Source organism: Pseudomonas sp. NCIMB 10586, from assembly GCF_023127895.1.
Classification (GTDB): domain Bacteria; phylum Pseudomonadota; class Gammaproteobacteria; order Pseudomonadales; family Pseudomonadaceae; genus Aquipseudomonas; species Aquipseudomonas synxantha_A.
Window position 1 is genome coordinate 167,031 of the sequence record NZ_SPKQ01000008.1, and the last position, 21,044, is coordinate 188,074.

The window sequence follows — 21,044 nt, forward strand, 5'->3', positions numbered from 1 at the left end:
CCCTGCGTCGTTAGTTAGAATTGTTCCTGGCGGGGCAGGCGTTGGGACAATTCATCAAGCAGCTTTTGCTCGCGCTTATCTTCAATCGCCCGCGCTTCGTCGATATAGCGCTGCACCAGCTTGCGCAAACCTTCCACGCGGGCAAACGCCTGCTGCCAGCTTTCCCGGGCTTTATCGAGGTTGTTCTGGTGCCATTCCAGGCTCTGGCGCTGTTGGCCCACGGCTGTTTCAAGCTGATTGAGAAAGCCCTGATAACCCATCAACCACTGGCCCGACACGCCCTTGCTGCCGCGCTCGATCCACTGTTGTTGGTATTCCAGGCGAAAGCGCTCCAGGTCGCCCAGCTTGCTCTCTGCCAGGCGCACCTGGCCTTGAAAGTAACCCAGGCGTTGCACGGCGGTTTTCTCGGCCTTTTCGGCCATTTCCACCACCGGGGCCAGGCGCGCGGCGCGGCTGTTGGCCATGGCTTAACCGCCTGGCGCGGGGGCGAAGATGGACTGCAGATGCGCTTCGCTTTCGCCCATGCTGATCTTGTCATTGAGGCCCTGGCGCAGGTAGTTCACCAGCTGTGGTTGCAAGGCAATGGCCAGGTCGGTGTCGCGATCGCCGCCGGCCACATAGGCGCCGACGCTGATCAGGTCGCGGCTCTGCTGGTAACGCGACCACAGTTGCTTGAACTGCTGCGCACGGGCCATATGCTCAGGGGTGACCACCGCCGGCATCACCCGGCTGATGGACGCTTCGATGTCGATGGCCGGGTAGTGCCCTTCTTCTGCCAGGCGTCGCGACAGCACAATGTGGCCGTCGAGCACGCCCCGCGCCGAGTCGGCAATCGGATCTTGCTGGTCGTCGCCTTCGGACAACACGGTATAAAACGCAGTGATCGAGCCACCGCCGGCCTCGGCATTACCGGCGCGCTCCACCAGCTTGGGCAGTTTGGCGAACACCGACGGCGGATAGCCTTTGGTGGCCGGTGGCTCACCAATGGCCAAGGCGATTTCCCGCTGGGCCTGGGCGAAACGCGTGAGCGAATCCATCAGCAGCAGCACATTCTTGCCCTTGTCACGGAAATACTCGGCGATGCGTGTGCAGTACATGGCTTCGCGCAGGCGCATCAGTGGCGCATCGTCCGCAGGCGACGCTACCACCACCGAGCGCTTGAGCCCTTCTTCACCGAGACTGTGCTCGATGAACTCCTTGACCTCACGGCCCCGCTCACCGATCAGCCCGACCACGATGATGTCGGCCTCGGTAAAGCGCGTCATCATGCCCAGCAACACCGACTTACCCACGCCGGTACCGGCGAACAGGCCCAGGCGCTGGCCGCGGCCGACCGTCAATAAACCGTTGATGCTGCGAATGCCCACATCCAGCGGCACGCTGATGGGGTTGCGGTTGAGCGGGTTGATGGTGGGGCCGTCCATCGGCACCCAGTCTTCGGCCTTCATGCCGCCCTTGCCATCCAGCGCACGCCCGGCGCCGTCGAGTACGCGGCCGAGCATACTCATGCCCATGGGCAGGCGGCCCGTGTCGGCCAGCGGCACCACGCGAGCACCCGGGGCAATACCGGCCAGGCTGCCCACCGGCATCAGGAAAATCTTGTTGCCGGAAAAACCCATCACCTCGGCTTCGACCTGCACCGGGTGGTAGCTGTCGTCATTGATCACCAGGCAGCGGCTGCCCATGGCGGCGCGCAAGCCCTCGGCTTCAAGGGTCAGGCCAACCATGCGCAACAAGCGCCCTTCAAGGATCGGCTGGCCGGGCAATTCGGTTGCCTCGGCGTAGCTGCTCAGGCGCTTGGCAAAGCTGGTGCGATCAAGGCGCATCGGGAGCGTCCAGGTCAACGCTCACGTCAGGCGCTGCCGGATGCAGGGCTTGCTCATGCAGTTGATCCAACAATTTGGCCATGATCTGGCTGATGCGGGTTTCCACCGTGGCATCGATGCGGCTGTGTTCGGTTTCGACACGGCACCCACCGGGTTGCAACGAAGCGTCCTCGACGATGCGCCAGGTTTCTTCATGGCGCTCGCGCAAGGCTTTGACCTGCTCGAAATCCTGGGGGTTGATGTACAGCCGCACATTGCCGACGCCCAGGGGCAGCAACTTGAGAGCTTCACGCATCACGCTTTCGATCTGGCTGGAGTCCAGCACCAGTTCACGCTGGATCACCTGGCGGGCAATGTGCTGCACCAGGTCGACCATGGATTTTTCCAGTTGGGTGTCCTGCTCGGCAATCGGGTCGAACAGGTTGCCCATCAGGCGTTCCAGGCTGGCCAGCTGGGTGCCCAGCGCTGCCTCGGCTTCCTGGCGGACCTTGAGGGTGGTGCTGCGAAAACCGTCTTTCTCACCCGCCGCAAAGCCTTCGTTGTAGGCTTCCTGGCGGATGGCTTCAAGCTCTTCGAGGGTCAGTGGCTGGACTTCATCCAGCGGCACTTCTTCCATTTCCACCGGAAGCTCTTCGACCGGCTCAGGCTCGGGCTCCGGCACATGGGGGTCGAAGCTGGGCAACGACCAGATGTCGAACCCGCCGACATCCCGCGCGCGAATCAGATCGCTGGGCGTCTCATCTTTGTTCGACATGCAAGGCGCCTTAGATCATTTCTTCGCCGCCCTTCCCGCCGAGAACGATTTCTCCGGCTTCGGCCATACGGCGGGCAATGGTGAGGATTTCCTTCTGCGCGGTTTCCACATCGCTGACGCGCACCGGGCCCTTGGCTTCCAGGTCGTCGCGCAACAGTTCGGACGCACGCTTGGACATGTTCTTGAAGATTTTCTCTTTGACGTTTTCGTCCGAGCCCTTGAGGGCCAGCACCAACACGTCGGAGGAGACTTCACGCAACAGCGCCTGGATGCCACGGTCGTCGACATCGGCAAGGTTGTTGAAGACGAACATCAGGTCTTCGATCTGACCGGACAGGGTGTCGTCGATCTCGCGGATCGAGTCCATCAACTGGCCTTCGACCGAGCTGTCGAGGAAGTTCATGATGTCGGCCGCGCGCTTGATGCCACCCAGGGTGGTGCGCGAGGCATTCGAGTTGCCGGAGAACTGCTTCTCCAGAATCGTGTTGAGTTCCTTGAGGGCCGCCGGTTGTACGGTGTTGAGCGACGACACGCGCAGGATGATGTCCAGGCGCACTTTGTGGTCGAAGTGGCCAAGCACTTCACCGGCCTGGTCCGGGTCCAGGTAAGCCACAACGATCGCCTGGATCTGCGGGTGTTCGTAGCGGATCACGTCGGCGACCGCACGTGGTTCCATCCACTTGAGGCTGTCCAGGCCACTGGTGTTGCCGCCCAGCAGGATGCGGTCGATCAGGCCGTTGGCCTTGTCTTCGCCCAGCGCCGAGGTGAGCATCTTGCGAATGTAGCTGTCGGAGCCGACGCCCAGGCTGGTCTGGTCGCCGACGATCTCGACGAACTCGCTCATCACCTGCTCGACTTGCTCGCGGTGCACGTTGCGCATCTGCGCCATCGCCACGCCGACACGCTGGACCTCTTTGGGGCCCATGTGGCGCAGCACTTGGGCAGCGTCGGTTTCACCCAGGGACAGCAGCAACACGGCGGCTTTGTCGACCCGAGAGAGCTTGGCCACAGCGGCTCGATCATTCATCAGCGTTAATCCACTCTTTCACGACCTGGGCCACACGGCCCGGGTCTTCTGCCACCAGACTCTTGATTGCGTTCAACTGAGCGTCATAGCCTTCGCTCGGGCTTGGCAACAGGATGCTTTGCGGGCCGCCAAGGCTGACGCGGTCGTTGGCCAGTTCGCCATCCAGGCCGCCCATGCCACCCAACTCGACGTCGCCACCTGCGAGCGCAAGCTGTTTCTTGCCGCCGCCGGTGATGTTGTTGAGCACCGGGCGCAGCACGCCGAACACCAGCACCAGGATGAACAACACCCCCAGCACTTGCTTGACGATGTCCCAGAACCACGGCTGGGTGTAGAACGCAGGGTCGCTGATCACTTCAGCGCGCTCGGCGGAGAACGGCATGTTGATCACACTGACGCTGTCGCCACGGCTGGCGTCGAAACCGACGGCGTCCTGTACCAGGCGGGTGAAGCGCGCCAATTCGTCGGCGGTCCAGGGCGCACGGGTCACGGCGCCATCGGCTGGGTTGACCTTGACCTGGTCATCGACCACCACCGACACCGACAGGCGATTGATCTTGCCCTGTTGCTGCTTGGTGTGGCTGATAGAGCGATCGAGTTCGAAGTTCTTGGTGGACTGGTTACGCTTGTCCGCCGGGTACGGTGCGAGCATCGGCTGGCCGGTGGCCGGGTCCATGATCTGCTGGCCGTTGGCATCCAGCAGCGGCTGGCCAGGCTGGATCGCGCCAGCAGTGGCAGCGGCGCCGCCAGTGGTCTGCGGTGCCGAGGCGGCCGACGGTGGCTGGTTGCTCAAGGCCCCCGGCACACCTTGCGGGCCATTGGCGGCGGTGCGCTGCTCGCTGGTGGACTGCTCGCTGCGCAGCGCCGGCTGGTCAGGGTTGAACTGTTCGGAGGTCGATTCGACAGCGCTGAAGTCTACGTCGGCGGACACTTCAGCCTTGTAGCGGTCGTTGCCCAGCACCGGTTGCAGGATGTTGTGCACGCGCTGGGTGAGCATGCTTTCCATGCGGCGGCTGTAGTCGAATTGCTTGCCGGCCTGGGTCAGCGCGGAGTTTTCGGCCATGTCGGAGAGCAGGTTGCCCTTCTGATCGACCACGGTGATTTGCGACTTGCTCAATTCGGGAACGCTGGTGGCCACCAGGTTGACGATCGCCAGCACCTGGCCAGGCTCCAGGGAGCGGCCGGCAAACAGTTCGACCAGTACCGAAGCGCTGGGCTTGCGTTCATCACGCACGAACACCGAGCTTTTCGGAATCGCCAGGTGCACACGGGCACCCTTGACGTTATTCAGGCTGGAGATGGTGCGCGCCAGTTCGCCTTCCAGGCCACGGCGATAACGGGTGGCTTCCATGAACTGGCTGGTGCCCAGGCCCTGGTCCTTGTCGAGAATCTCGAAACCGATATTGCTGTCGGACGGCGCCACGCCAGCGGCGGCCAGTTTCATCCGTGCACGGGCCACGTCATCAGACTTGACCAGCAAGGCGCCGGAGTTGGGCTCCACGGTGTAAGCGATGTCGGCAGCGGCGAGGGTTTCCATGATCTGCTTGGAATCCATGCCCGACAGGCTGCCGTACAGTGGGCGGTAATCGGGTTGTTGCGACCACAACACCACGGCAAAACCAATCGCCACGCTGGCCGCCAGGCCGACCATCAGGCCCACCTGACGCAGCATGGTCATTTGCGAGAGGTTTTCCAGGAACGACAGGCCAAACAACGGCGGCTTGCCGTCTGCCTTGGCGGGGAGGTTGTCGGAGAGTGCTTCTGCCATGACTTAAATCTCGTCCTTAAACCGGCATCTGCATGATGTCTTGATAAGCCTGAACCAGCTTGTTACGCACTTGAGTCAAGGCCTGGAAGGACACACTGGCCTTTTGCGAGGCGACCATCACATCGGTGAGGTCCACGCCGCTTTTACCGATCTCGAACGCCGTTGCCAACTGGCTGGAGGCCTGTTGGGTATCACTGACTTTATTGATTGCCTGACCGAGCATGTCGGCAAAACTGCTTTGGCCCAATTCCGGCGCTGGCGCGACGGATTTCGGTTGAGCCATGGCATCCATTTGCATGGCGCGCATATCCAACATCAACCGATTGAACTCAATACCCTGGCTCATGACCTTCTCTCTCCGACGACCCGCAATTTTTTGACACTACGCAGCGGTTACTAGGGGTGGTAGCAACAAGGGTGCCAGCTCTGGAGCAACTCGTAAGAAAAGGCGACAAAGCTTGTAGAACTTGTTACCGGTCATGTGGCGAAAAGATAAGCTTCCACATCCATACCAGCATCGCGCATCTGCGCCAGCTTGTAGCGCAAGGTGCGCGGGCTGATGCCGAGGCGCTCGGCCGCTTCTTTGCGGCGGCCACGCTCAGCGCGCAAGGTGTCGATGATCATCTGGAATTCACGGCGGCGCAGGTCATCGCCCAGGGCACCGGCCGATTCTGCCTCGGCAACCACCGGCGCTGGCGCCAGGCTGGGCAACGGCGCAGCACCATTGCCCATGGCCAGGCAAAAATCCTGGGGCTGGATCAACCCGCCCTGCTGCAAAATCAGCGCGCGCTGGATGGCATTGTCCAGCTCGCGCACGTTGCCCGGCCACGGATAGCTGACCAGGCACGCCTGAGCCTGCGGCGATAACCGCGCCTGGGCATGCTTCATTTTTTTGACGTGGTTGTTCAGCAGGCGCTCAGCCAAGGGGATGATATCCGCCGGGCGCTCGCGCAAAGGGCGCCAGGCCAGCGGGAACACCGACAGCCGGTAGAACAGGTCTTCACGGAAGCGCCCCGCTGCCACTTCGCCGGCCAGGTCGCGGTTGGTGGTGGCAACCACGCGGATATCCAGCTGGATCGGCTTGCGTGCCCCCACGCGCTCCACTTCACGCTCCTGCAACACACGCAGCAACTTGGCTTGCAGGCCCAGGGGCATTTCCGAGATTTCGTCGAGCAGGATGGTACCGCCGTCGGCCTGTTCGAACTTGCCGGCCTGGGCCGCGATGGCGCCGGTGAACGAGCCCTTTTCATGGCCGAACAACGTCGCTTCGAGCATGTTGTCGGGGATCGCCGCACAGTTGATCGCAATGAACGGTTGCTGGGCACGGCTGGACTGCTGGTGGATGTAGCGTGCCAACACTTCTTTACCGGTGCCGGATTCGCCGGAAATCAGCACAGTGGAATCACTGCGCGCCACCCGCGCTGCCAGTTCCAGCAATTGCGCGCTGGCCGGTTCAAAGGCTATCGGGCCGTCACCCTCGCCCGCCGACATCACACCCAGGGCATGTCGGGCGACCAGCTCGATCAACGCCTTGGGCTCGAACGGTTTGACCAGGTAATCCGCCGCACCCTGGCGCATGGCGTCCACCGCCCGCTCCACGGCGCCATGGGCAGTCATCAGCAGCACCGGCAACTGCGGCTGGCGCGCACGCAGCAGGCCGAGCAACTGGTGGCCGTCCATGCCGGGCATGTTCACATCGCTGACCACCAGGCTGAAGGCTTCCTGCTCGACCGCCGCCAAGGCCTCCTCGGCAGAGCCGACCGCCCGGTAGTCATGGCCCGCCAACAGCAGCGTGTCAGCCAATGCTTCACGCAGGGCGCGATCGTCTTCCACCAATAAAACCTTGATAGCCATAATCCTTTTACTCCGCGCTCGCCGCGCTGGAAAACAGCGGCAAGGTCATCAATGCACAGGTGCCGCGCCCCAACCGGGAGCGCAACTGCAATTCTCCCTGATGGGCGCGTGCCACTGCCTTGACCACGGTCAGGCCCAGGCCAGTGCCGTTGGTCTTGGTGGTAAAAAACGGCTCGCCCAGGCGCTGCAGCACCTGGGGGTCGATGCCGCTGCCGCTGTCGCTGATACACAGGCGCAGGGTTTGTTCGCGGGCGTAGAGGTGCACTTTGAGGCGTGCATCCGGGCCGCTGGCCTGAGTGGCGTTTTCGATCAGGTTGAGCAAGGCGCCGACCAGGGTGTCGCGGTTGCACAGCAACTCGCCTTGGTGGCTGTCACATTGCCAACGCAGGTTGGCGCCCTGTACATGGGTCGCCGCCGCTGCTTGCAAGGCCTGCATCAACCCGGCAGGCGTGACACGGTCGGTCAGCGGCAATTCGCCGCGGGCAAACACCAGCATGTCGCGCACCTGGTGCTCCAATTCATGCAAGCGCTCCTTGAGGCGCCCGGCAAATCGTTGCTGAGTGGCTACAGGCAATTGCTCATCAGTCAAATGACTGGCGTAGATCAACGCCGCCGACAAGGGCGTGCGGATCTGATGCGCCAACGAGGCGACCATCCTGCCCAACGACGACAGCCGCTCATGACGGGCCAACTGGTCTTGCAGGTGACGGGTTTGCGTCAGGTCATTGAGCAGCACCAATTGGCCTGGCTCGGCATCCAGGGAGCGAGTGGCGATAGACAGGCGGCGTCCGTCCTTGAGGGAGACTTCGTGGCCGTCGTCTTCTCGCGGCGCAAAGCAGCGGGTGATGACATGGCGCCACAGCTCGCCCTCCAGCGGCAGGCCCAGCAGGTCGCAGGCCGCCGGGTTGGCTTCGCGCACACGGCCCTGGTCGTCGATGACGATCACGCCACCGGGCAACAGGTCCAGAAGATTTTGCAGACGGTTGGCCAGGCGTTCTTTTTCCGCCAGCTCTTGCATGCGCTGGGCGCTGACCACCGCCAGCTCGCCTTTAAGCTCGGACACCCGCGCCTCAAGCAGACTGTAGGAGTCGGTCAGTTGGCTCGACATCTGGTTGAACTGCGAGAACGCTTGTTCCAGGCCCTGGCGGGTCGGCGGTTCTACAGGCGAAACCAGCCCCTGGATGGCAGGGGCCGAAGATAGTTGGGCGGCGTGGGGCATGATGCTCTCTCGCTTGGCTGACCGTCAGTTAAACGGAACGTTGCGAGGGCTGTAGCAATACCCGTGCCGAAAAAAATCTACCTATAAATCAGCTAGTTGAAAAACAGGCGTCAATCATCCGCCTGTTCATCACCTTCTTTGCGGCTCATACCGTACTTGCGCATCTTCTCCACCAGGGTGGTGCGACGGATGCGCAGACGCTCGGCGGCGCGGGCAACGATGCCATGCGCATCGTCCAGGGCCTGCTGGATCAACCCTTGTTCCAGGTTGCCGAGGTAGTCCTTGAGGTCAAGACCTTCGGGCGGCAGCATGGCGGTGGCACCGAAGTCCGGGGTATGACCGTTGATGGCCACGCGCTCTTCCATGTCACTGCGCAGGCTGTCCATCTGCTCATCTTCATCATCGACGTAGCGGAATTTCTTCGGCAGCTCGACCACGCCGATCACCCCGTACGGATGCATGATCGCCATGCGTTCCACCAGGTTGGCCAGCTCACGCACGTTACCCGGCCAGCCGTGGCGGCACAGGGACATGATCGCAGCGGAGTTGAAACGAATGGAGCCGCGTTTTTCGTGCTCCATGCGCGAGATCAGCTCGTTCATCAGCAACGGAATGTCTTCCACGCGCTCGCGCAGCGGGGCCATCTCGATGGGGAATACGTTGAGGCGGTAGTACAGGTCTTCGCGGAAGCTGCCGACCTCGATCATGCTTTCGAGGTTCTTGTGGGTGGCGGCAATGATGCGCACGTCCACGCTCTGGGTCTTGTTGCTGCCCACGCGCTCAAAGGTGCGCTCCTGCAATACGCGCAGCAACTTGACCTGCATCGGCAACGGCATGTCGCCGATTTCATCAAGGAACAGCGTGCCGCCATTGGCCAGCTCGAAACGCCCGGCACGGCTGGTGATCGCCCCGGTAAAGGCGCCCTTCTCGTGGCCGAACAGCTCGCTTTCCAGCAGCTCTGCCGGGATCGCCCCGCAGTTGACCGGCACAAAAGGCCCGTCGCGACGCTTGGAGTGATAGTGCAGGTTACGTGCGACCACTTCCTTGCCGGTGCCCGACTCGCCGAGGATCAGCACGCTGGCGTCGGTGTCGGCCACTTGCTGCATCATCTGACGCACGTGCTGGATCGCCCGGCTGGTGCCGACGAGGCTGCGAAACAGGTTGGGTTCACGGTGACGGCCACGTTCGCGGGCCTGGTCGTACATCTCGCGATAGACCTGGGCGCGGTGCAGCGAATCGAGCAATTTGCTGTAGCTGGGCGGCATTTCCAGGGTGGAAAGCACGCGGCGGCGCTGGTCTTCCGGCAGGTCCACGGAAGAAATATCGCCCATCAGCAACACTGGAAGGAACTCATCCCAGGTTGACAGTGTCTTTAACAGGCCCAGAACTGCGCCAGGAGCGTTTACCGTCCCGATCAACACACAAATGACTTCACGGCTCGACGACAAAGAGCTAACTGCCTGCTGCCAATCGTGGCTGGCGCAGGGTAAATTTTCTTCACCGAGAAAATTTAAAATCACCGCTAAATCGCGGCGGCGGACGCTATCGTCATCGATCAGCAGAATTTTGGTTTCACGCCACATGCAATAGCAACTTCCCTAGTAAAACTTCCTGCCCCGGAATGAGGGCAATCAAGACGCCTGTAAGATTTGTTACCTACTAGACGTCTGAAATCTGAAAACAGCACTAGTTAAGTCAAAAATGCTGGCACAGTCAAATATATGACGCGCCGTGCGGATTAACTGCGCCCGTTCAACCGAAGAGATGGTAAACCTTTGACGCATTTTTCGCTTGGTTGATCTGCGACATCTCTTCGAAAATCGCCTGGCGCTCGCCGGTCGTGACCTCCAGCAACTGCTGATACACCACCAACAGGCTTTCCAGTTTCTCGCGCAAGGCGCCCTCGTCCACCGGCGCTTCGCTGAGCACCTCATCAATCACCGCGCGGCAACCCAGGTCCAACTCGCCCACGGCTTCCCAATTGCGCTCAGCCAGCGCGCCGAGAAGGGCTTCGCGGGTTTCGTCGATGCGTTGCAGTGCATGGCTCATGATGTGTCCCTCAAGGCGATCGGCCTTATTGTGGAGCGATGGCATCCCAGCCAGTCTTGACGGTGATCAGCAGGCGGGCGACTTCGTCGATTATCTCGGCGTCATTCACCTGGTTGGCCTCGACCAAACGATTGCTCATATAGCCATACAAGGCGTCCAACTGGTGCACTGCTGCCGGATCTTCGGCCTTTTCTGGCTCCAGGCCGTCACGCAGGCCAGAGATAATTTCAATCGCCTTGCCCAGCATCAGCCCTTTCTGGGCAATATCCCCACGGTTCAATGCGCCCTTGGCCTGCGCCATGCGATCAAGGCCTCCTTCCATCAGCATCTGCACCAGGCGGTGCGGGCTGGCTTCGGAGACCTGGGCATGGGAACTGACCTTCTGGTATTGGCGAAGGGCTCTCATCGGGTTCATGTTGCTACCTCGTAACTGGCGACAATCGAATAGGTTTGCTTAACCAGTTTTTCGACCGTGGCGACGAAAACTTTAATTCCCAACCATACGCCAAGGCCCTGAATCAGGGCCTGAAAGCGCGCCGCCCATCAGTTCGATTTCGGATTGTTCAGCGAGTTGAGGGTGGTCAGGATGCTGGAGCTGCTGGCGTTGATCTGCGCGATCATGGTGTCCATGGCCGTGTACTTGGCGGTCAGGGATTTTTGCAAGGCGTCCATACGTCGTGTCAGGTCGGCCGTCTCTTTGGTCAAGTCGGTCAACTTGTTGTTGAGATCCGTCGCCCGGGTTGCCAGGGTGCCGGTGGTGCCCACGTAGCTCTTCGTCGCCTTGTTCATGCGCGTGATCAAACCAGTGTCGCCGGTGAACAGCTTGGCAATATCGCCAGCGCCTTTGACTACCGCCTTGTCCCACGTCTTGTCATCCAGGCTCAGCAGGCCGGTTTTCTGATCGGTGGTGATACCCATCTGGGCCAGGCTGGTCATGGTGCCCGCGCCGGAGCCGCTGACCAGTTCGGAGCGCAGGCTGTTCACCAATTGACGCATTGATGCATCGCCGGTCAACGCACCGGCAGTGGTAGTCGACGCGTCACCGGTTGCAGTAACTTTGGTCTGGGTATTGATGGCGGTCATCAGCGTGTTGTACGCACTGACGAAGGACTGTACCGAGGTTTTCAACGTGTCAGTGTTACTGGCCACGGTAATGGTCGTCGGTTTTTTCACATCAATGGTGTCCAACAGCTCCAACGTGACGCCACTGATCGCCGACGTGATTTTGTTGCTGCTGGATGACATTGCAATGCCGTCGATGGAGTACTTGGCGTTGGTCGGCGGCGTGCCTTTGTCATACCCGCTGGCCAGTTGCGAATCACCGCTGAGGGTGATGTCGGTGCCTTCGCCCATATTGGTCGAGGTCAGTACCAGTCGCGCACCATTGGAGTCGCTCAATACGTTGGCACTGATACCCTGCGACGAGAGCTGGGTATTGATTGACTCTCGCACCTGTTGCAGGGTCGCGCCACCTGGAATCACCACATCGAAGCTTTTACCCGACTGGTTGATGGTCAGCGTCTGGTCTTCGTCTGTAGTGTTGGCCTTGCCCGAGGCACCCTCAGCATTCACCGCAGTGGTAACTTTTGAAGCGGTTGCCAGGTTATCGACTTGCAACACGTACTTGCCACTGGATGCTCCGTCACCCAACGTCACCTTGGCGTTTTTCTCTTCCGAAGAACTTGCCGCCAACCCATTGAACGCGGAGGGGTTATTCAACTTGGTGATCGCCGCCTGATAGGCCTCCAACGCCGTCTTGATCGAACCAACTGCCGACAACTGGACGGTGGCAGTTTTCTGCTCGTTGGTGATCTGCTGTTGTTTAGGCGCTTGTTCAGCCCCCACCAACGCCTTGACGATAGCTTGCGTGTCGTAGCCCGAACCAGGGCCGGAAATCGTTGAACTAGCCATTTTTCATTCTCCTTGTCCTGCGGCGGCCGTTTTTTTGGCGCTTAAACGCCTAGACCGCAATCAGAAACATGTTTCGTGCCAACTCAAGCCTTGCTATCAAACAACAGGCTGCCGGCATCGCTCAGGTTCTGCGCCAATTTCAGCGCGGTCTCCGATGGAATCTGTCGAATCACTTCGCCACTGTCGGTGGCGATCACCTTGACCACTACCTTGCCGGTAGAGTCATCGATGGAAAAATCCAGGTTGCGCTGTGAAGCCTGCACAAACTCACGCATATCGGTAACGGCCTTCTCCAGCGCCACGCGCTGAGGCTCTTCACTCTTGATCGGCTCATTGCTGGCCACAGGCTTGGCCTGGGTCACCACTGCGCCAAGGTTGGCCGAAGCCGTGGCTGCGGGGTAAGACGAGGTCAGCTTGATGCTCATGTCCATGTCACCACCTCCAAACTGAAAAAACGGAAGGGCACGTCGTTAAACGCACCCTCCCGTTATTTAACCGCTAGCGCTATTACTGAAGCAGCTTCAGTACAGCGGATGGCAGTTGGTTGGCCTGGGACAGGATCGCAGTGGAAGCCTGTTGCAGGGTTTGTTGCTTGGTCAGCTCAGCGGCTTCAGAAGCGAAGTCAGCGTCTTCTACGCGGCCTTTGGCAGCGGAGGAGTTCTGCGAAATGCTCTGCAGGTTGGCCACGGTGCTGGTGAAGCGGTTTTGTACGGCACCCAGCTGCGAACGCTGGCTGTCGATCTGCTGCATGGCATCGTCCAGAGCCTGGGTAGCCTGCTGCGAAGCAGCGGCAGTCAGGATGTTCAGGTCAGAAACGCTGGTTTCCATGGTGACGGCGGTTTTGGTGCCGGCCGCTGCAACAGCGGTCAGACCCAGTGCAGCCAGGCCAGTACCGGCGCTACCATCCTTGATGGTGATGTCTTTGTCAGCGAACAGGTTCAGGGTGCCGTCAGCGTTTTTGCTGGCTTGAACACCGGTGCTGGCGCTGTTGATCGAAGAGACGATCGCGTCAGCGGTGTCACCTTTCTTGAACTTGACTTCAACGCCGTTCACGTCAATAGAGGTATCAGCGGTCAACTTGGCTTGAGTAGTACCAGCCGACAGACCCAACTGCGTCAGAGAACCACTGGAGGTGTTGGACAGTTTAATGTCTGCGCCATTACCCGAAGTCAGCTTGACACGGCCGTCAGTAAAAGTGGCCGAAGCACCAGCAGCTGCGCCGCCTGCCGCGTTTTCTAGCTTGGTCAGCACAGCTGCCATGGTGTCGTTAGCAGCCCAAGTCACGGCAGTGCCATTAACCGAGACAGCACCGGCAGACTTGAGGTTGTTGTTCGAAGCAACGGTGCCCGCTGCACCCAGATTGAGCTTGGCCAGGCCGTCTGTTGCACCACCGGTTGCCGAGGCGCCCAGAACGATGGCATTTTTCGAGGTCAGGCTTACGACGCCCGCAGCATCGGCAGTAGCAGTAACGCCAGTGGTTGCGGTTTGAGCGTTGATGGCGTTCAGTGCAGCGGTAGCTGCTGGAACACCGGCAGCGGCAACACCGAGGGCAATTTCAGTGCCGTTGATGGTGAATGCGTCGGTAGCAACAGTCGCCCCTGCTGCGGCTGTACCAGTTCTTTGGGCGCTATTGCCCAATACGGAACCGGTAGCAGTAGCAGCCAGGCCAGTCATCGCAGCACCGTCGACAGCAGCTTCTTTGTAGTTACCCTTCAGCGCAGTCGAGCTGATGTCGGTCATACCGAACGAGATAGTCTCGTTGGCGTTGGCGCCGATCTGGAAGGCTACGTTGCTGAACGAGCCGTCGAGCAGGTTACGACCACCGAAGGTGGTGGTGCTGGCGATACGGTTCAGCTCGCCCACTTTAGCGGTGAATTCTTGCTGCAGGGAAACACGGTCAGCGTCGCTTTTGTCACCGTTGGACGCTTGCAGGGCGAGTTCACGCAGACGCTGCAGGGTGTTGGTGGATTCTTGCATCGCGCCTTCAGCGGTCTGGGCAATCGACACGCCGTTGTTGGCGTTGGCGATGGCAACGTTCAGGCCTTTGACCTGGTTGTTCAGACGGTTGGCGATCTGCATGCCGGCAGCGTCGTCTTTGGCGCTGTTGATTTTCAGGCCGGAGGACAGACGGTTCATCGACTGGCTCAGGGCGTCGGAAGCTTTGTTCAGGTTCTTCTGGACACCCAGGGAGGTGATGTTGGTGTTTACTGATAATGCCATGACGAAATCCTCGTGGTTTGGATACTGCGGCTTCCGGCCCTGGCGACCGCCGGGTGTGGCCTAGAGAACCTACGTAATAGTTATCGTCGTGGTAGCCGGTTGCTTGAGGATTTTTTTGATTTTTTTTAGTAGCCCTGTGCCAGCCCTTGCATTTCAAAGGCTTACACCGGCACAAAACCCCGGTTTCATTGGCTTTTCTGGCGCCAATAAAAAACGCCGATGATCGAAGGATCATCGGCGTTTTTTATGCAGCGGCTAAAACATCACGGGCGATAGAGAATCGCCGAGCCCCACGACAGGCCCACACCAAACCCGCTGATTGCCACGCGCTTCCAGGTAGCGTCCATCACGTGCTTTTCCAGCAGCAACGGGATGCTCGACGACACGGTGTTGCCGGTCTCGACCATGTCCTTGATGAACTTGTCCACCGGCGCCTCTTCAAAGCGACGCGCCACGGCATCGACGATGGCCGCACTGCCCTGGTGGATGCAGAACGCATCGATGTCATCGGCCTTGAGGTCCGACTCTGCGAGCAACTCGTGCAAGTGCGCCGGCACTTTCAGCAGCGCGAAGTTGAACACCTGGCGGCCGTTCATGAAGAACACGCCGTCGCTGACTTTGAGGTGCGGCGCGCCGGAACCGTCGGTGCCGAACTTGGACTTGCCGAGCAACCACGGCGCATCTTCGCCCATCCAGGTGGCGGTGGCGGCATCGCCGAACAGCATGGTGGTGTTGCGATCTTCCGGGTCGACGATCTTCGAATACGGGTCTGCAGTGATCAGCAGGCCGTTTTTCAGGCCGGCGGCTTCCATGAAGCCCTTCATCGCGTAGATGCCGTAGACGTAGCCGGAGCAGCCCAGGGAAATATCGAAGGCGGCAACGTGGGTAGGCAGGCCCAGTTTGTCCTGAACAATGGCGGCGGTATGAGGCAGGCCCTCTTCATCGCCGTTCTGGGTGACGACGATCAGCGCGTCGATGGACTCACGCTTCAATTCGGGGTTGTTGGCAAACAAGGCGTTGACTGCTTCGACGCACAGATCGGAAGTCTCCTGTGCAGCTTCCTTGCGCGGCAGGAACGCCGAGCCGATCTTGCCAATGATGAATTCTTCATCCTTGGCGAACTTGGCACCCTGGGCGTAGTTATCGATCCCGTCCGCCGGCACGTAACTGGCGATGCTTTTTATGCCAATCATTGTGGCTTCCCAATACTAAATAGCTGGAGAACACCCCTCGGGCTATGCCGGAAGTGCTGACAATAAAGGGGATAACCCCATAAAAATCCCGGTGAAAGCCGCCCGATGAAGGCCCTGTGACGACTTATCCTTTTCACACGATACAGTGAAGATGCGCTTTATGACTCACAGGTCACTCAATTTTGCGTGGTTTATGCAAAACGTTTCAACAATTGCGCCACGGAAACGACGACGGCCCAGCCTGTTTCCAGGCTGGGCCGTCGTGCACAGCGCCGATCACATCTTGTTGAACAGGCTCAACTGCGAGATTTTCACAAAGGCCAACTGCGAAGCCTGCAACATGGTCTGCTGCAAGCTCAGGTTGATGGCGGCTTCGGCGAAGTCGACATTGCCCAGGGCATTCATGGTGGTGGTATTGGCCAGGTCCAGGCTGACGTTTTCCTTGGACTGAATATCCAGGCCATTGAGGCGCGCACCCAGGGAACCGCGCGCCTGGTCGATCTGACTGTAGGCATTGGTCAGGTTGCCAATGGACTTGGCCACCACATCCTTGAGCTCCTTCTGCGCCGCCGGGTTGCCGTCTGACGGCGTTTCCAGGATTTTGCGCAAATGGCTCAAGGTGTCGAGGACATTCTCATTCTTGTTGCTGGTGGCACTGATCGAAAACTGGTCGCCGGCTGCCGGCGCCGGTGCGGTGGTGACATCGAAGGTCACGCCCGCCGCCGTGATTGACGTTGCACCAGCTGCCAGGGTGCCACTGGCAATGGATTTACTGTCTGCGGTATACGGCTGCGCATACAGATCATAGGCACCGGCCGCGCCAAACTTGACGACGACACCCGAGTTGGGAAAGGTGCTGGCGTATGCCGCCGGATCGCTCACCGTGCCGCCGCTCAGTTGCGCAGTGGACGGATTGCTCGGGGTGCGTGAAACACTGAAGGTGTCCGGCTTGACCGACAAGCTGAACTCGCGATCCTTGACGATGGCGTCCGATGGCGCGCCGGGCAGTATGTCTTTGCCCAGTGCGTCCTTGCCCAGGTTCAAGCCGATGTCAAACTTGACCCCGCGCAGATTGATACTCGAACCGCCTTCCTTGGTGGCATCGAAAGTGCCGTTGCCCGGAATCTCCGAGGTGATGTCCTTGCCGGCATTGTCCGTTACGACATATTGGGTGCTGCTGGTGAAGGTCAGCTTGTACGGCTGGCCGTCGGAAAAACTGCTGTTATAGCTGGTGTTGGCCGCGATCAACCCGGCAGACACGGTGACCTTGCCATCATCGACCGCTGGCGGCACGAGGATCGGTGCTGTTTGCGTACGGCCCGTATTCGCCGAGCTTTCAAGCATGCTCTTGGCGGTATTGCCCATGGCGACCGACAGGTTCTCAGCCACCTTCAGGCTCAATGGCGTGTCATCGCCCTGGTAGCTATAGGTGCCGTCATTGTTGCGGGTGTAGGGAGGCGTGTCGGTCTTGCTCCCGGAGAACAGGTAATTACCGCTGGCGTCCTTGGTATTGAGCAGGCCCAGGACCTGATCTTCAATGGCGCCGATCTCGGCGGCAGTCGATTTGCGGTCAGCGTCGCTGATACCAACGTTACCCGCCTTCAACGCCAGCTCACTGGCCCGCTGAATCGCGATATTGATGTTTTCCAGCACGCCGTCCTGGGTGGTCAGCGAGTTCTTCAACGTGTCGATATTGCCGTTGAATTGCGCCAGCATATCTTTCTGCTGTTGCAGCATCAGCAACCGCGCCGCCGCTACCGGATCATCCGCGGCGGTTTGCACACGGACACCGGTGCTGGCCTGGTCCTGGGCCTTGACCACGCTGGAATAGTTGCTCTGGTACTTGGCAGAGCTGGTCTCGAAATACTGCTGTGTAGAAATACGCATCGTCCCAGCCTCCCTTAAAGAGCATTCATCAGTGTGGTGAAGGTTTCCTGCGCAGCCTTGATGATCTGCGACGACGCGGTGTAGTACTGCTGGAACTTGATCATGTCGCCGGCTTCGTCATCCAGGTTGACCCCGGACACCGAGTTGCGCGCATCTTTATTGGCGCTCAGCAACGCACCGGTGGCGGCGCTGTCGACCCCGGCCTGGCTGGCCTTGGCGCCGACAGTGGAGACCAGCTTGCTATTGGCCCCCACCAGGCTGGTGCCCCCGTTGCCCTCGCCCATGCCAACGGTGGCCTTGGTTTGCAGGTTCAGCAGTTCCTGGGCGTTTCGGCCATCGGATTTGCCGCCGCTGTTGAAGGCGAAGGTAGTGCTGTCGCCGTCTGCCGGGGAGCCATTGACGGTGGTGTCGAACTTGAAGCTCTTGCCGGGGATGGCTGCACCGCTGGCGTCGCGCATCGGTACGTCGACGGTGATCTTGTTGCCCTGCCCCGGGATGATTGAGCCAGTGCCAATCGGGTTGCCCTTGGAATCGCTGATCGTATACGACTGCGTGCCGTCAGCGGCGGGCTTGCCAAACACCATCTTCACCGGCATCGAGTTTTCAATACCGGCGCGCAACTGTGCGGTGTCGGTGCCGCCATGGATGTCCAGCGGCACCGTCAACGACGGCTGGGTAAATGTGCCTGTGCCGCTGTTGGTCTTGCTGCTGGTACCCGCCAGCGGGCCGGCAAACGCCAGCTTGTTGGCATCGGTGAGCGCTACACCCATACCGCTTGCGCCGGTGGCGGTCGGGCTGACTTTGAAGCTGTCGCCAAACGCCATGGCGCCCTTGCCGTCCAGCGCCAGGGTAAAGCCATCCATGGTCGGCGGCGGTGTGGAGCCCATGTCAAAGGTGCCCATTGCCTTGCCGTCCGAACGCAGTACCGTGACCTTGTTGGGGTCGGTCTTGTCGCTGAAGGTCACGGTGTAGTCAAACGTGGACAACTTACTGCTGTCCTTGATCGTCACATTCAGGTTGCCGGCCCCGGCACTGTTGCCCGAGGCGCCCTGGCTGCGCGAAGCAATGGCGGCGGCACTGTTGATGTCTTTGAACAGCGAAACGCCAAAGTCACCATTGAGGTCCAGGCCTTGGCCCAGTTGGTTATTGATGGTGTCTGCGGTTGCGATGGCGATACGGCCCAGGTCGTTGATAGCCGGCATCAAGGCATCACTGCGATAACGCAACAGGCCACCGATGCTGCCGCCACTGATGACGCCGCCCAGGTCCATGGTGGTGCCGTTCATGTCCAGCTGAATGGTGTACTGGCTGTTATCGGTTTTGCTCGGCACTGCGGAAATCGTATTGGAGATCCCGCCCTCCACCAGGGACTGGCCGCTGCCGGTGGTCACGCTGAACTGGCCGTTCTTCTCGGTGGCCGTTACGCCGATCAGCTCATTGAGCGAGCGTACCGCCTCGTTACGCGAGTCCAGCAGGTTGGCCGGTGCATTGCCCGACGCGCCTTGCACTTGGGAGATCTGCTTGTTGAGCGAGGCAATCGAGGCGGTCAATTGATTGACCTGCTCACTCATGCTGCTCAGTTGGTTGTTGATAGTCTCTTTCTGCTGGGTCAACTGCGTCGAGATCGCGTTGAAACGGCTGCTCAGGGTCTGGGCGTTGGTCACCAGCAGTTGGCGGGCCGACAGGTCGCTGGGGTTGGACGCTGCGGTTTGCAGGGTAGCGAAGAACGAGCTGAGCACCGATGACAGACCGGTGGTCTTGTCCGACAGCACTTTGTCGACGGCGCCGACCTGATCCAGATACGCCTTGGCATCGTTGTTCAGGGCCGTGCTGTTCTGGTAGGCAGTGTCCAGGTATTCGTTGTACACCCGGCGCACGTCGGCCAGGGTGGTACCAGTGCCGATGAACACACCGCCGAACGGGTTCGACGCATTAGTATTCTGCGTGGTCTGCTGACGCGAGTACCCTGGGGTATTAACGTTGGCGATGTTATTACTCAAGACCGACAGCGATCCTTGAGCGGCGTTGAGCCCTGACATCCCGATACTGAGCAAACTCATGGTTCAGACCTTATAAATGTGTGGTTGCGCCAGCGGCAGCGTAGTTCTGGTAACTGTTCATGGTTTTTGCGATCTGCGAAATCTTGCTGGCGTAATCCGGGTCGGTTGCATAACCGGCTTTTTGCAACTCGCGTACAAACTGTTCCGGGTTGTCGGCTGACTTCACAACTTCTTTATAGCGATCATGGCTTTGCAGCAGGGTCACGAGGTCGTGGAAGCTGTCCTGGTAGGAGCTGTAGGAACGGAACTGCGCCGTTTCCTTGACCATCGCCCCATCGCGAAACTCGCTGGTGATCGCACGGGCCTGGCCGCCCTGCCAACTCTGGCCGGCCTTGATGCCGAACAGGTTGTGGCTGCTGCTGCCGTCTTCGGCACGCATGACCGATTTGCCCCAACCGGTTTCCAGCGCTGCCTGGGCCACCAGGTACTTGGGATCGATGCCAATCCGTGCGGCGGCGGCCTTGGCCATCGGCAGCATGGTGGCGACGAATTCATCCTGGGAGCTGAAGGCTTTCTTCGCCGGTGCCAGCGGTGGCTGGGCAATGGCGCGGCCATACACCTGCATGCGCCCGCTCGGTACGGCAAAGGTGCGCGCACTGCTGTTGATGACGTTGTCATCGGCGGCACTGTTGCGCAACGGCGCGGCCTTGGCCTCGACCTGGGTACTGGGCACGATGCCGGCAAGCAAACGGTCAGTCAGCTTGCTGGGCAAGGCGATACGGCGCTGGTTCATCAGCTCCATGTCGTTGCTGTGAGACGCAACGGCCCCGGCCTGCGGCTCGGCCACACGATAGGCCCACAATGGACGCTGGCCATTGGAGCGCCCCAACGGGCCCTCAGCCTGGGTACCGGCAGCAATCTCGGTCGGCACATCGACTTTCCTCACCGGCCCATCCGCTGCCGGGCCTTGCAAGGTGGCGGCCTGGGCCTCCACAGGTTTGTTCTTTTGCATCTGACGCATCAGCACGTCGGCCAGGCCGATACCACCGCCCTCGCGGGACATCGACACCGCCAGTTGCTGGTCGTACATTTCCTGATACTGCTTGGCCGCCGGGGTATTCAGCGGGTTGTCCTTGCCCAGAGCGTCGGTGGCCGAGCGCATGGACTTGAGCATCTCGTTCAAGAACAGCGATTCGAATTCCTGCGCCACCTTGCGCATGTTGCCTTCGCTGTTCTTGTCATCACCGACCTTCAGTTGGTTAAGCCGATTCAGGTCGGAGTAAGACCCCGAGTCCGCCGTGCTGCTGATGCCGCTCTTGCGCATATCCATGGCCAT

At 60.2% G+C, this 21,044-nt stretch carries 18 protein-coding genes; all 18 read right to left on the reverse strand.

All coding sequences use genetic code 11. From position 1 onward, the window contains the following. Positions 1–14: 14 nt before the first annotated feature. Positions 15–464 (reverse strand): flagellar export protein FliJ, encoded by a 450-nt coding sequence (gene fliJ, locus E4P01_RS04360; protein WP_216091909.1) that lies wholly within the window; start codon positions 462–464, stop codon positions 15–17. Between the two features lie 3 nt (positions 465–467). Then, positions 468–1,826 (reverse strand): flagellar protein export ATPase FliI, encoded by a 1,359-nt coding sequence (gene fliI / locus E4P01_RS04365; protein WP_248129905.1) that lies wholly within the window; start codon positions 1,824–1,826, stop codon positions 468–470. Next, complete coding sequence (fliH, locus tag E4P01_RS04370; RefSeq protein ID WP_032880062.1) at positions 1,816–2,580, reverse strand: flagellar assembly protein FliH; 765 nt, start codon at positions 2,578–2,580, stop codon at positions 1,816–1,818. The genes fliI and fliH overlap by 11 nt, the downstream gene beginning before the upstream one ends. A gap of 10 nt (positions 2,581–2,590) precedes the next feature. After that, the gene (gene fliG, locus E4P01_RS04375) at positions 2,591–3,607 is read right to left on the reverse strand and encodes a flagellar motor switch protein FliG (RefSeq protein WP_003192957.1); all 1,017 of its coding nucleotides are present in this window, start codon (positions 3,605–3,607) and stop codon (positions 2,591–2,593) included. Continuing rightward, positions 3,600–5,375, reverse strand: a complete 1,776-nt coding sequence (fliF, locus tag E4P01_RS04380) for a flagellar basal-body MS-ring/collar protein FliF (protein ID WP_032880061.1) — start codon at positions 5,373–5,375, stop codon at positions 3,600–3,602. The genes fliG and fliF overlap by 8 nt, the downstream gene beginning before the upstream one ends. Positions 5,376–5,391: 16 nt before the next feature. Beyond that, entirely contained in the window at positions 5,392–5,721 is a 330-nt protein-coding gene (gene fliE, locus E4P01_RS04385) for a flagellar hook-basal body complex protein FliE (RefSeq protein WP_005790083.1), read from the reverse strand. 131 nt (positions 5,722–5,852) lie between these two features. Next, positions 5,853–7,229, reverse strand: a complete 1,377-nt coding sequence (locus tag E4P01_RS04390; protein WP_032880060.1) for a sigma-54 dependent transcriptional regulator — start codon at positions 7,227–7,229, stop codon at positions 5,853–5,855. Between the two features lie 7 nt (positions 7,230–7,236). Beyond that, on the reverse strand, positions 7,237–8,448 hold the full coding sequence (locus E4P01_RS04395) for an ATP-binding protein (RefSeq protein ID WP_005790086.1): 1,212 nt from the start codon (positions 8,446–8,448) through the stop codon (positions 7,237–7,239). Between the two features lie 110 nt (positions 8,449–8,558). After that, the gene (locus tag E4P01_RS04400; RefSeq protein ID WP_078821973.1) at positions 8,559–10,031 is read right to left on the reverse strand and encodes a sigma-54 dependent transcriptional regulator; all 1,473 of its coding nucleotides are present in this window, start codon (positions 10,029–10,031) and stop codon (positions 8,559–8,561) included. Positions 10,032–10,200: 169 nt separating this feature from the next. Next, positions 10,201–10,497 (reverse strand): hypothetical protein, encoded by a 297-nt coding sequence (locus E4P01_RS04405; RefSeq protein ID WP_014719354.1) that lies wholly within the window; start codon positions 10,495–10,497, stop codon positions 10,201–10,203. Between the two features lie 25 nt (positions 10,498–10,522). Next, positions 10,523–10,912 carry a flagellar export chaperone FliS gene (fliS, locus tag E4P01_RS04410; protein WP_005790090.1) on the reverse strand — a complete coding sequence of 130 codons (390 nt, stop codon included), beginning with the start codon at positions 10,910–10,912 and terminating at the stop codon, positions 10,523–10,525. Positions 10,913–11,040: 128 nt separating this feature from the next. Further along, the gene (gene fliD / locus E4P01_RS04415) at positions 11,041–12,408 is read right to left on the reverse strand and encodes a flagellar filament capping protein FliD (protein ID WP_005790092.1); all 1,368 of its coding nucleotides are present in this window, start codon (positions 12,406–12,408) and stop codon (positions 11,041–11,043) included. Between the two features lie 83 nt (positions 12,409–12,491). After that, positions 12,492–12,839, reverse strand: coding sequence for a flagellar protein FlaG (locus E4P01_RS04420; protein WP_078821974.1), 348 nt, complete (start codon positions 12,837–12,839; stop codon positions 12,492–12,494). A 76-nt stretch (positions 12,840–12,915) separates the two neighbouring features. Then, positions 12,916–14,628 (reverse strand): flagellin, encoded by a 1,713-nt coding sequence (locus E4P01_RS04425; protein WP_078821975.1) that lies wholly within the window; start codon positions 14,626–14,628, stop codon positions 12,916–12,918. Positions 14,629–14,891: 263 nt separating this feature from the next. After that, positions 14,892–15,821 (reverse strand): ketoacyl-ACP synthase III, encoded by a 930-nt coding sequence (locus tag E4P01_RS04430; protein WP_005790096.1) that lies wholly within the window; start codon positions 15,819–15,821, stop codon positions 14,892–14,894. 276 nt (positions 15,822–16,097) lie between these two features. Next, entirely contained in the window at positions 16,098–17,708 is a 1,611-nt protein-coding gene (locus E4P01_RS04435; RefSeq protein ID WP_032880055.1) for a flagellar hook-associated protein 3, read from the reverse strand. Positions 17,709–17,722: 14 nt separating this feature from the next. Continuing rightward, positions 17,723–19,768 carry a flagellar hook-associated protein FlgK gene (gene flgK, locus E4P01_RS04440; RefSeq protein ID WP_005790099.1) on the reverse strand — a complete coding sequence of 682 codons (2,046 nt, stop codon included), beginning with the start codon at positions 19,766–19,768 and terminating at the stop codon, positions 17,723–17,725. A 10-nt stretch (positions 19,769–19,778) separates the two neighbouring features. Continuing rightward, the gene (gene flgJ / locus E4P01_RS04445) at positions 19,779–21,044 is read right to left on the reverse strand and encodes a flagellar assembly peptidoglycan hydrolase FlgJ (protein WP_032880054.1); all 1,266 of its coding nucleotides are present in this window, start codon (positions 21,042–21,044) and stop codon (positions 19,779–19,781) included.

Bases quoted from the DNA above. Each gene is read 5' to 3' on its own strand.
- fliJ (WP_216091909.1), bottom strand. From the start codon at position 464: ATGGCCAACAGCCGCGCCGCGCGCCTGGCCCCGGTGGTGGAAATGGCC.
- E4P01_RS04400 (WP_078821973.1), bottom strand. From the start codon at position 10,031: ATGTGGCGTGAAACCAAAATTCTGCTGATCGATGACGATAGCGTCCGC.
- fliD (WP_005790092.1), bottom strand. From the start codon at position 12,408: ATGGCTAGTTCAACGATTTCCGGCCCTGGTTCGGGCTACGACACGCAA.
- fliG (WP_003192957.1), bottom strand. From the start codon at position 3,607: ATGAATGATCGAGCCGCTGTGGCCAAGCTCTCTCGGGTCGACAAAGCC.
- fliS (WP_005790090.1), bottom strand. From the start codon at position 10,912: ATGAACCCGATGAGAGCCCTTCGCCAATACCAGAAGGTCAGTTCCCAT.
- E4P01_RS04435 (WP_032880055.1), bottom strand. From the start codon at position 17,708: ATGCGTATTTCTACACAGCAGTATTTCGAGACCAGCTCTGCCAAGTAC.
- E4P01_RS04405 (WP_014719354.1), bottom strand. From the start codon at position 10,497: ATGAGCCATGCACTGCAACGCATCGACGAAACCCGCGAAGCCCTTCTC.
- fliE (WP_005790083.1), bottom strand. From the start codon at position 5,721: ATGAGCCAGGGTATTGAGTTCAATCGGTTGATGTTGGATATGCGCGCC.
- E4P01_RS04390 (WP_032880060.1), bottom strand. From the start codon at position 7,229: ATGGCTATCAAGGTTTTATTGGTGGAAGACGATCGCGCCCTGCGTGAA.
- fliI (WP_248129905.1), bottom strand. From the start codon at position 1,826: ATGCGCCTTGATCGCACCAGCTTTGCCAAGCGCCTGAGCAGCTACGCC.
- flgJ (WP_032880054.1), bottom strand. From the start codon at position 21,044: ATGGCCATGGATATGCGCAAGAGCGGCATCAGCAGCACGGCGGACTCG.
- flgK (WP_005790099.1), bottom strand. From the start codon at position 19,768: ATGAGTTTGCTCAGTATCGGGATGTCAGGGCTCAACGCCGCTCAAGGA.
- E4P01_RS04425 (WP_078821975.1), bottom strand. From the start codon at position 14,628: ATGGCATTATCAGTAAACACCAACATCACCTCCCTGGGTGTCCAGAAG.
- E4P01_RS04420 (WP_078821974.1), bottom strand. From the start codon at position 12,839: ATGGACATGAGCATCAAGCTGACCTCGTCTTACCCCGCAGCCACGGCT.
- E4P01_RS04430 (WP_005790096.1), bottom strand. From the start codon at position 15,821: ATGATTGGCATAAAAAGCATCGCCAGTTACGTGCCGGCGGACGGGATC.
- E4P01_RS04395 (WP_005790086.1), bottom strand. From the start codon at position 8,448: ATGCCCCACGCCGCCCAACTATCTTCGGCCCCTGCCATCCAGGGGCTG.
- fliF (WP_032880061.1), bottom strand. From the start codon at position 5,375: ATGGCAGAAGCACTCTCCGACAACCTCCCCGCCAAGGCAGACGGCAAG.
- fliH (WP_032880062.1), bottom strand. From the start codon at position 2,580: ATGTCGAACAAAGATGAGACGCCCAGCGATCTGATTCGCGCGCGGGAT.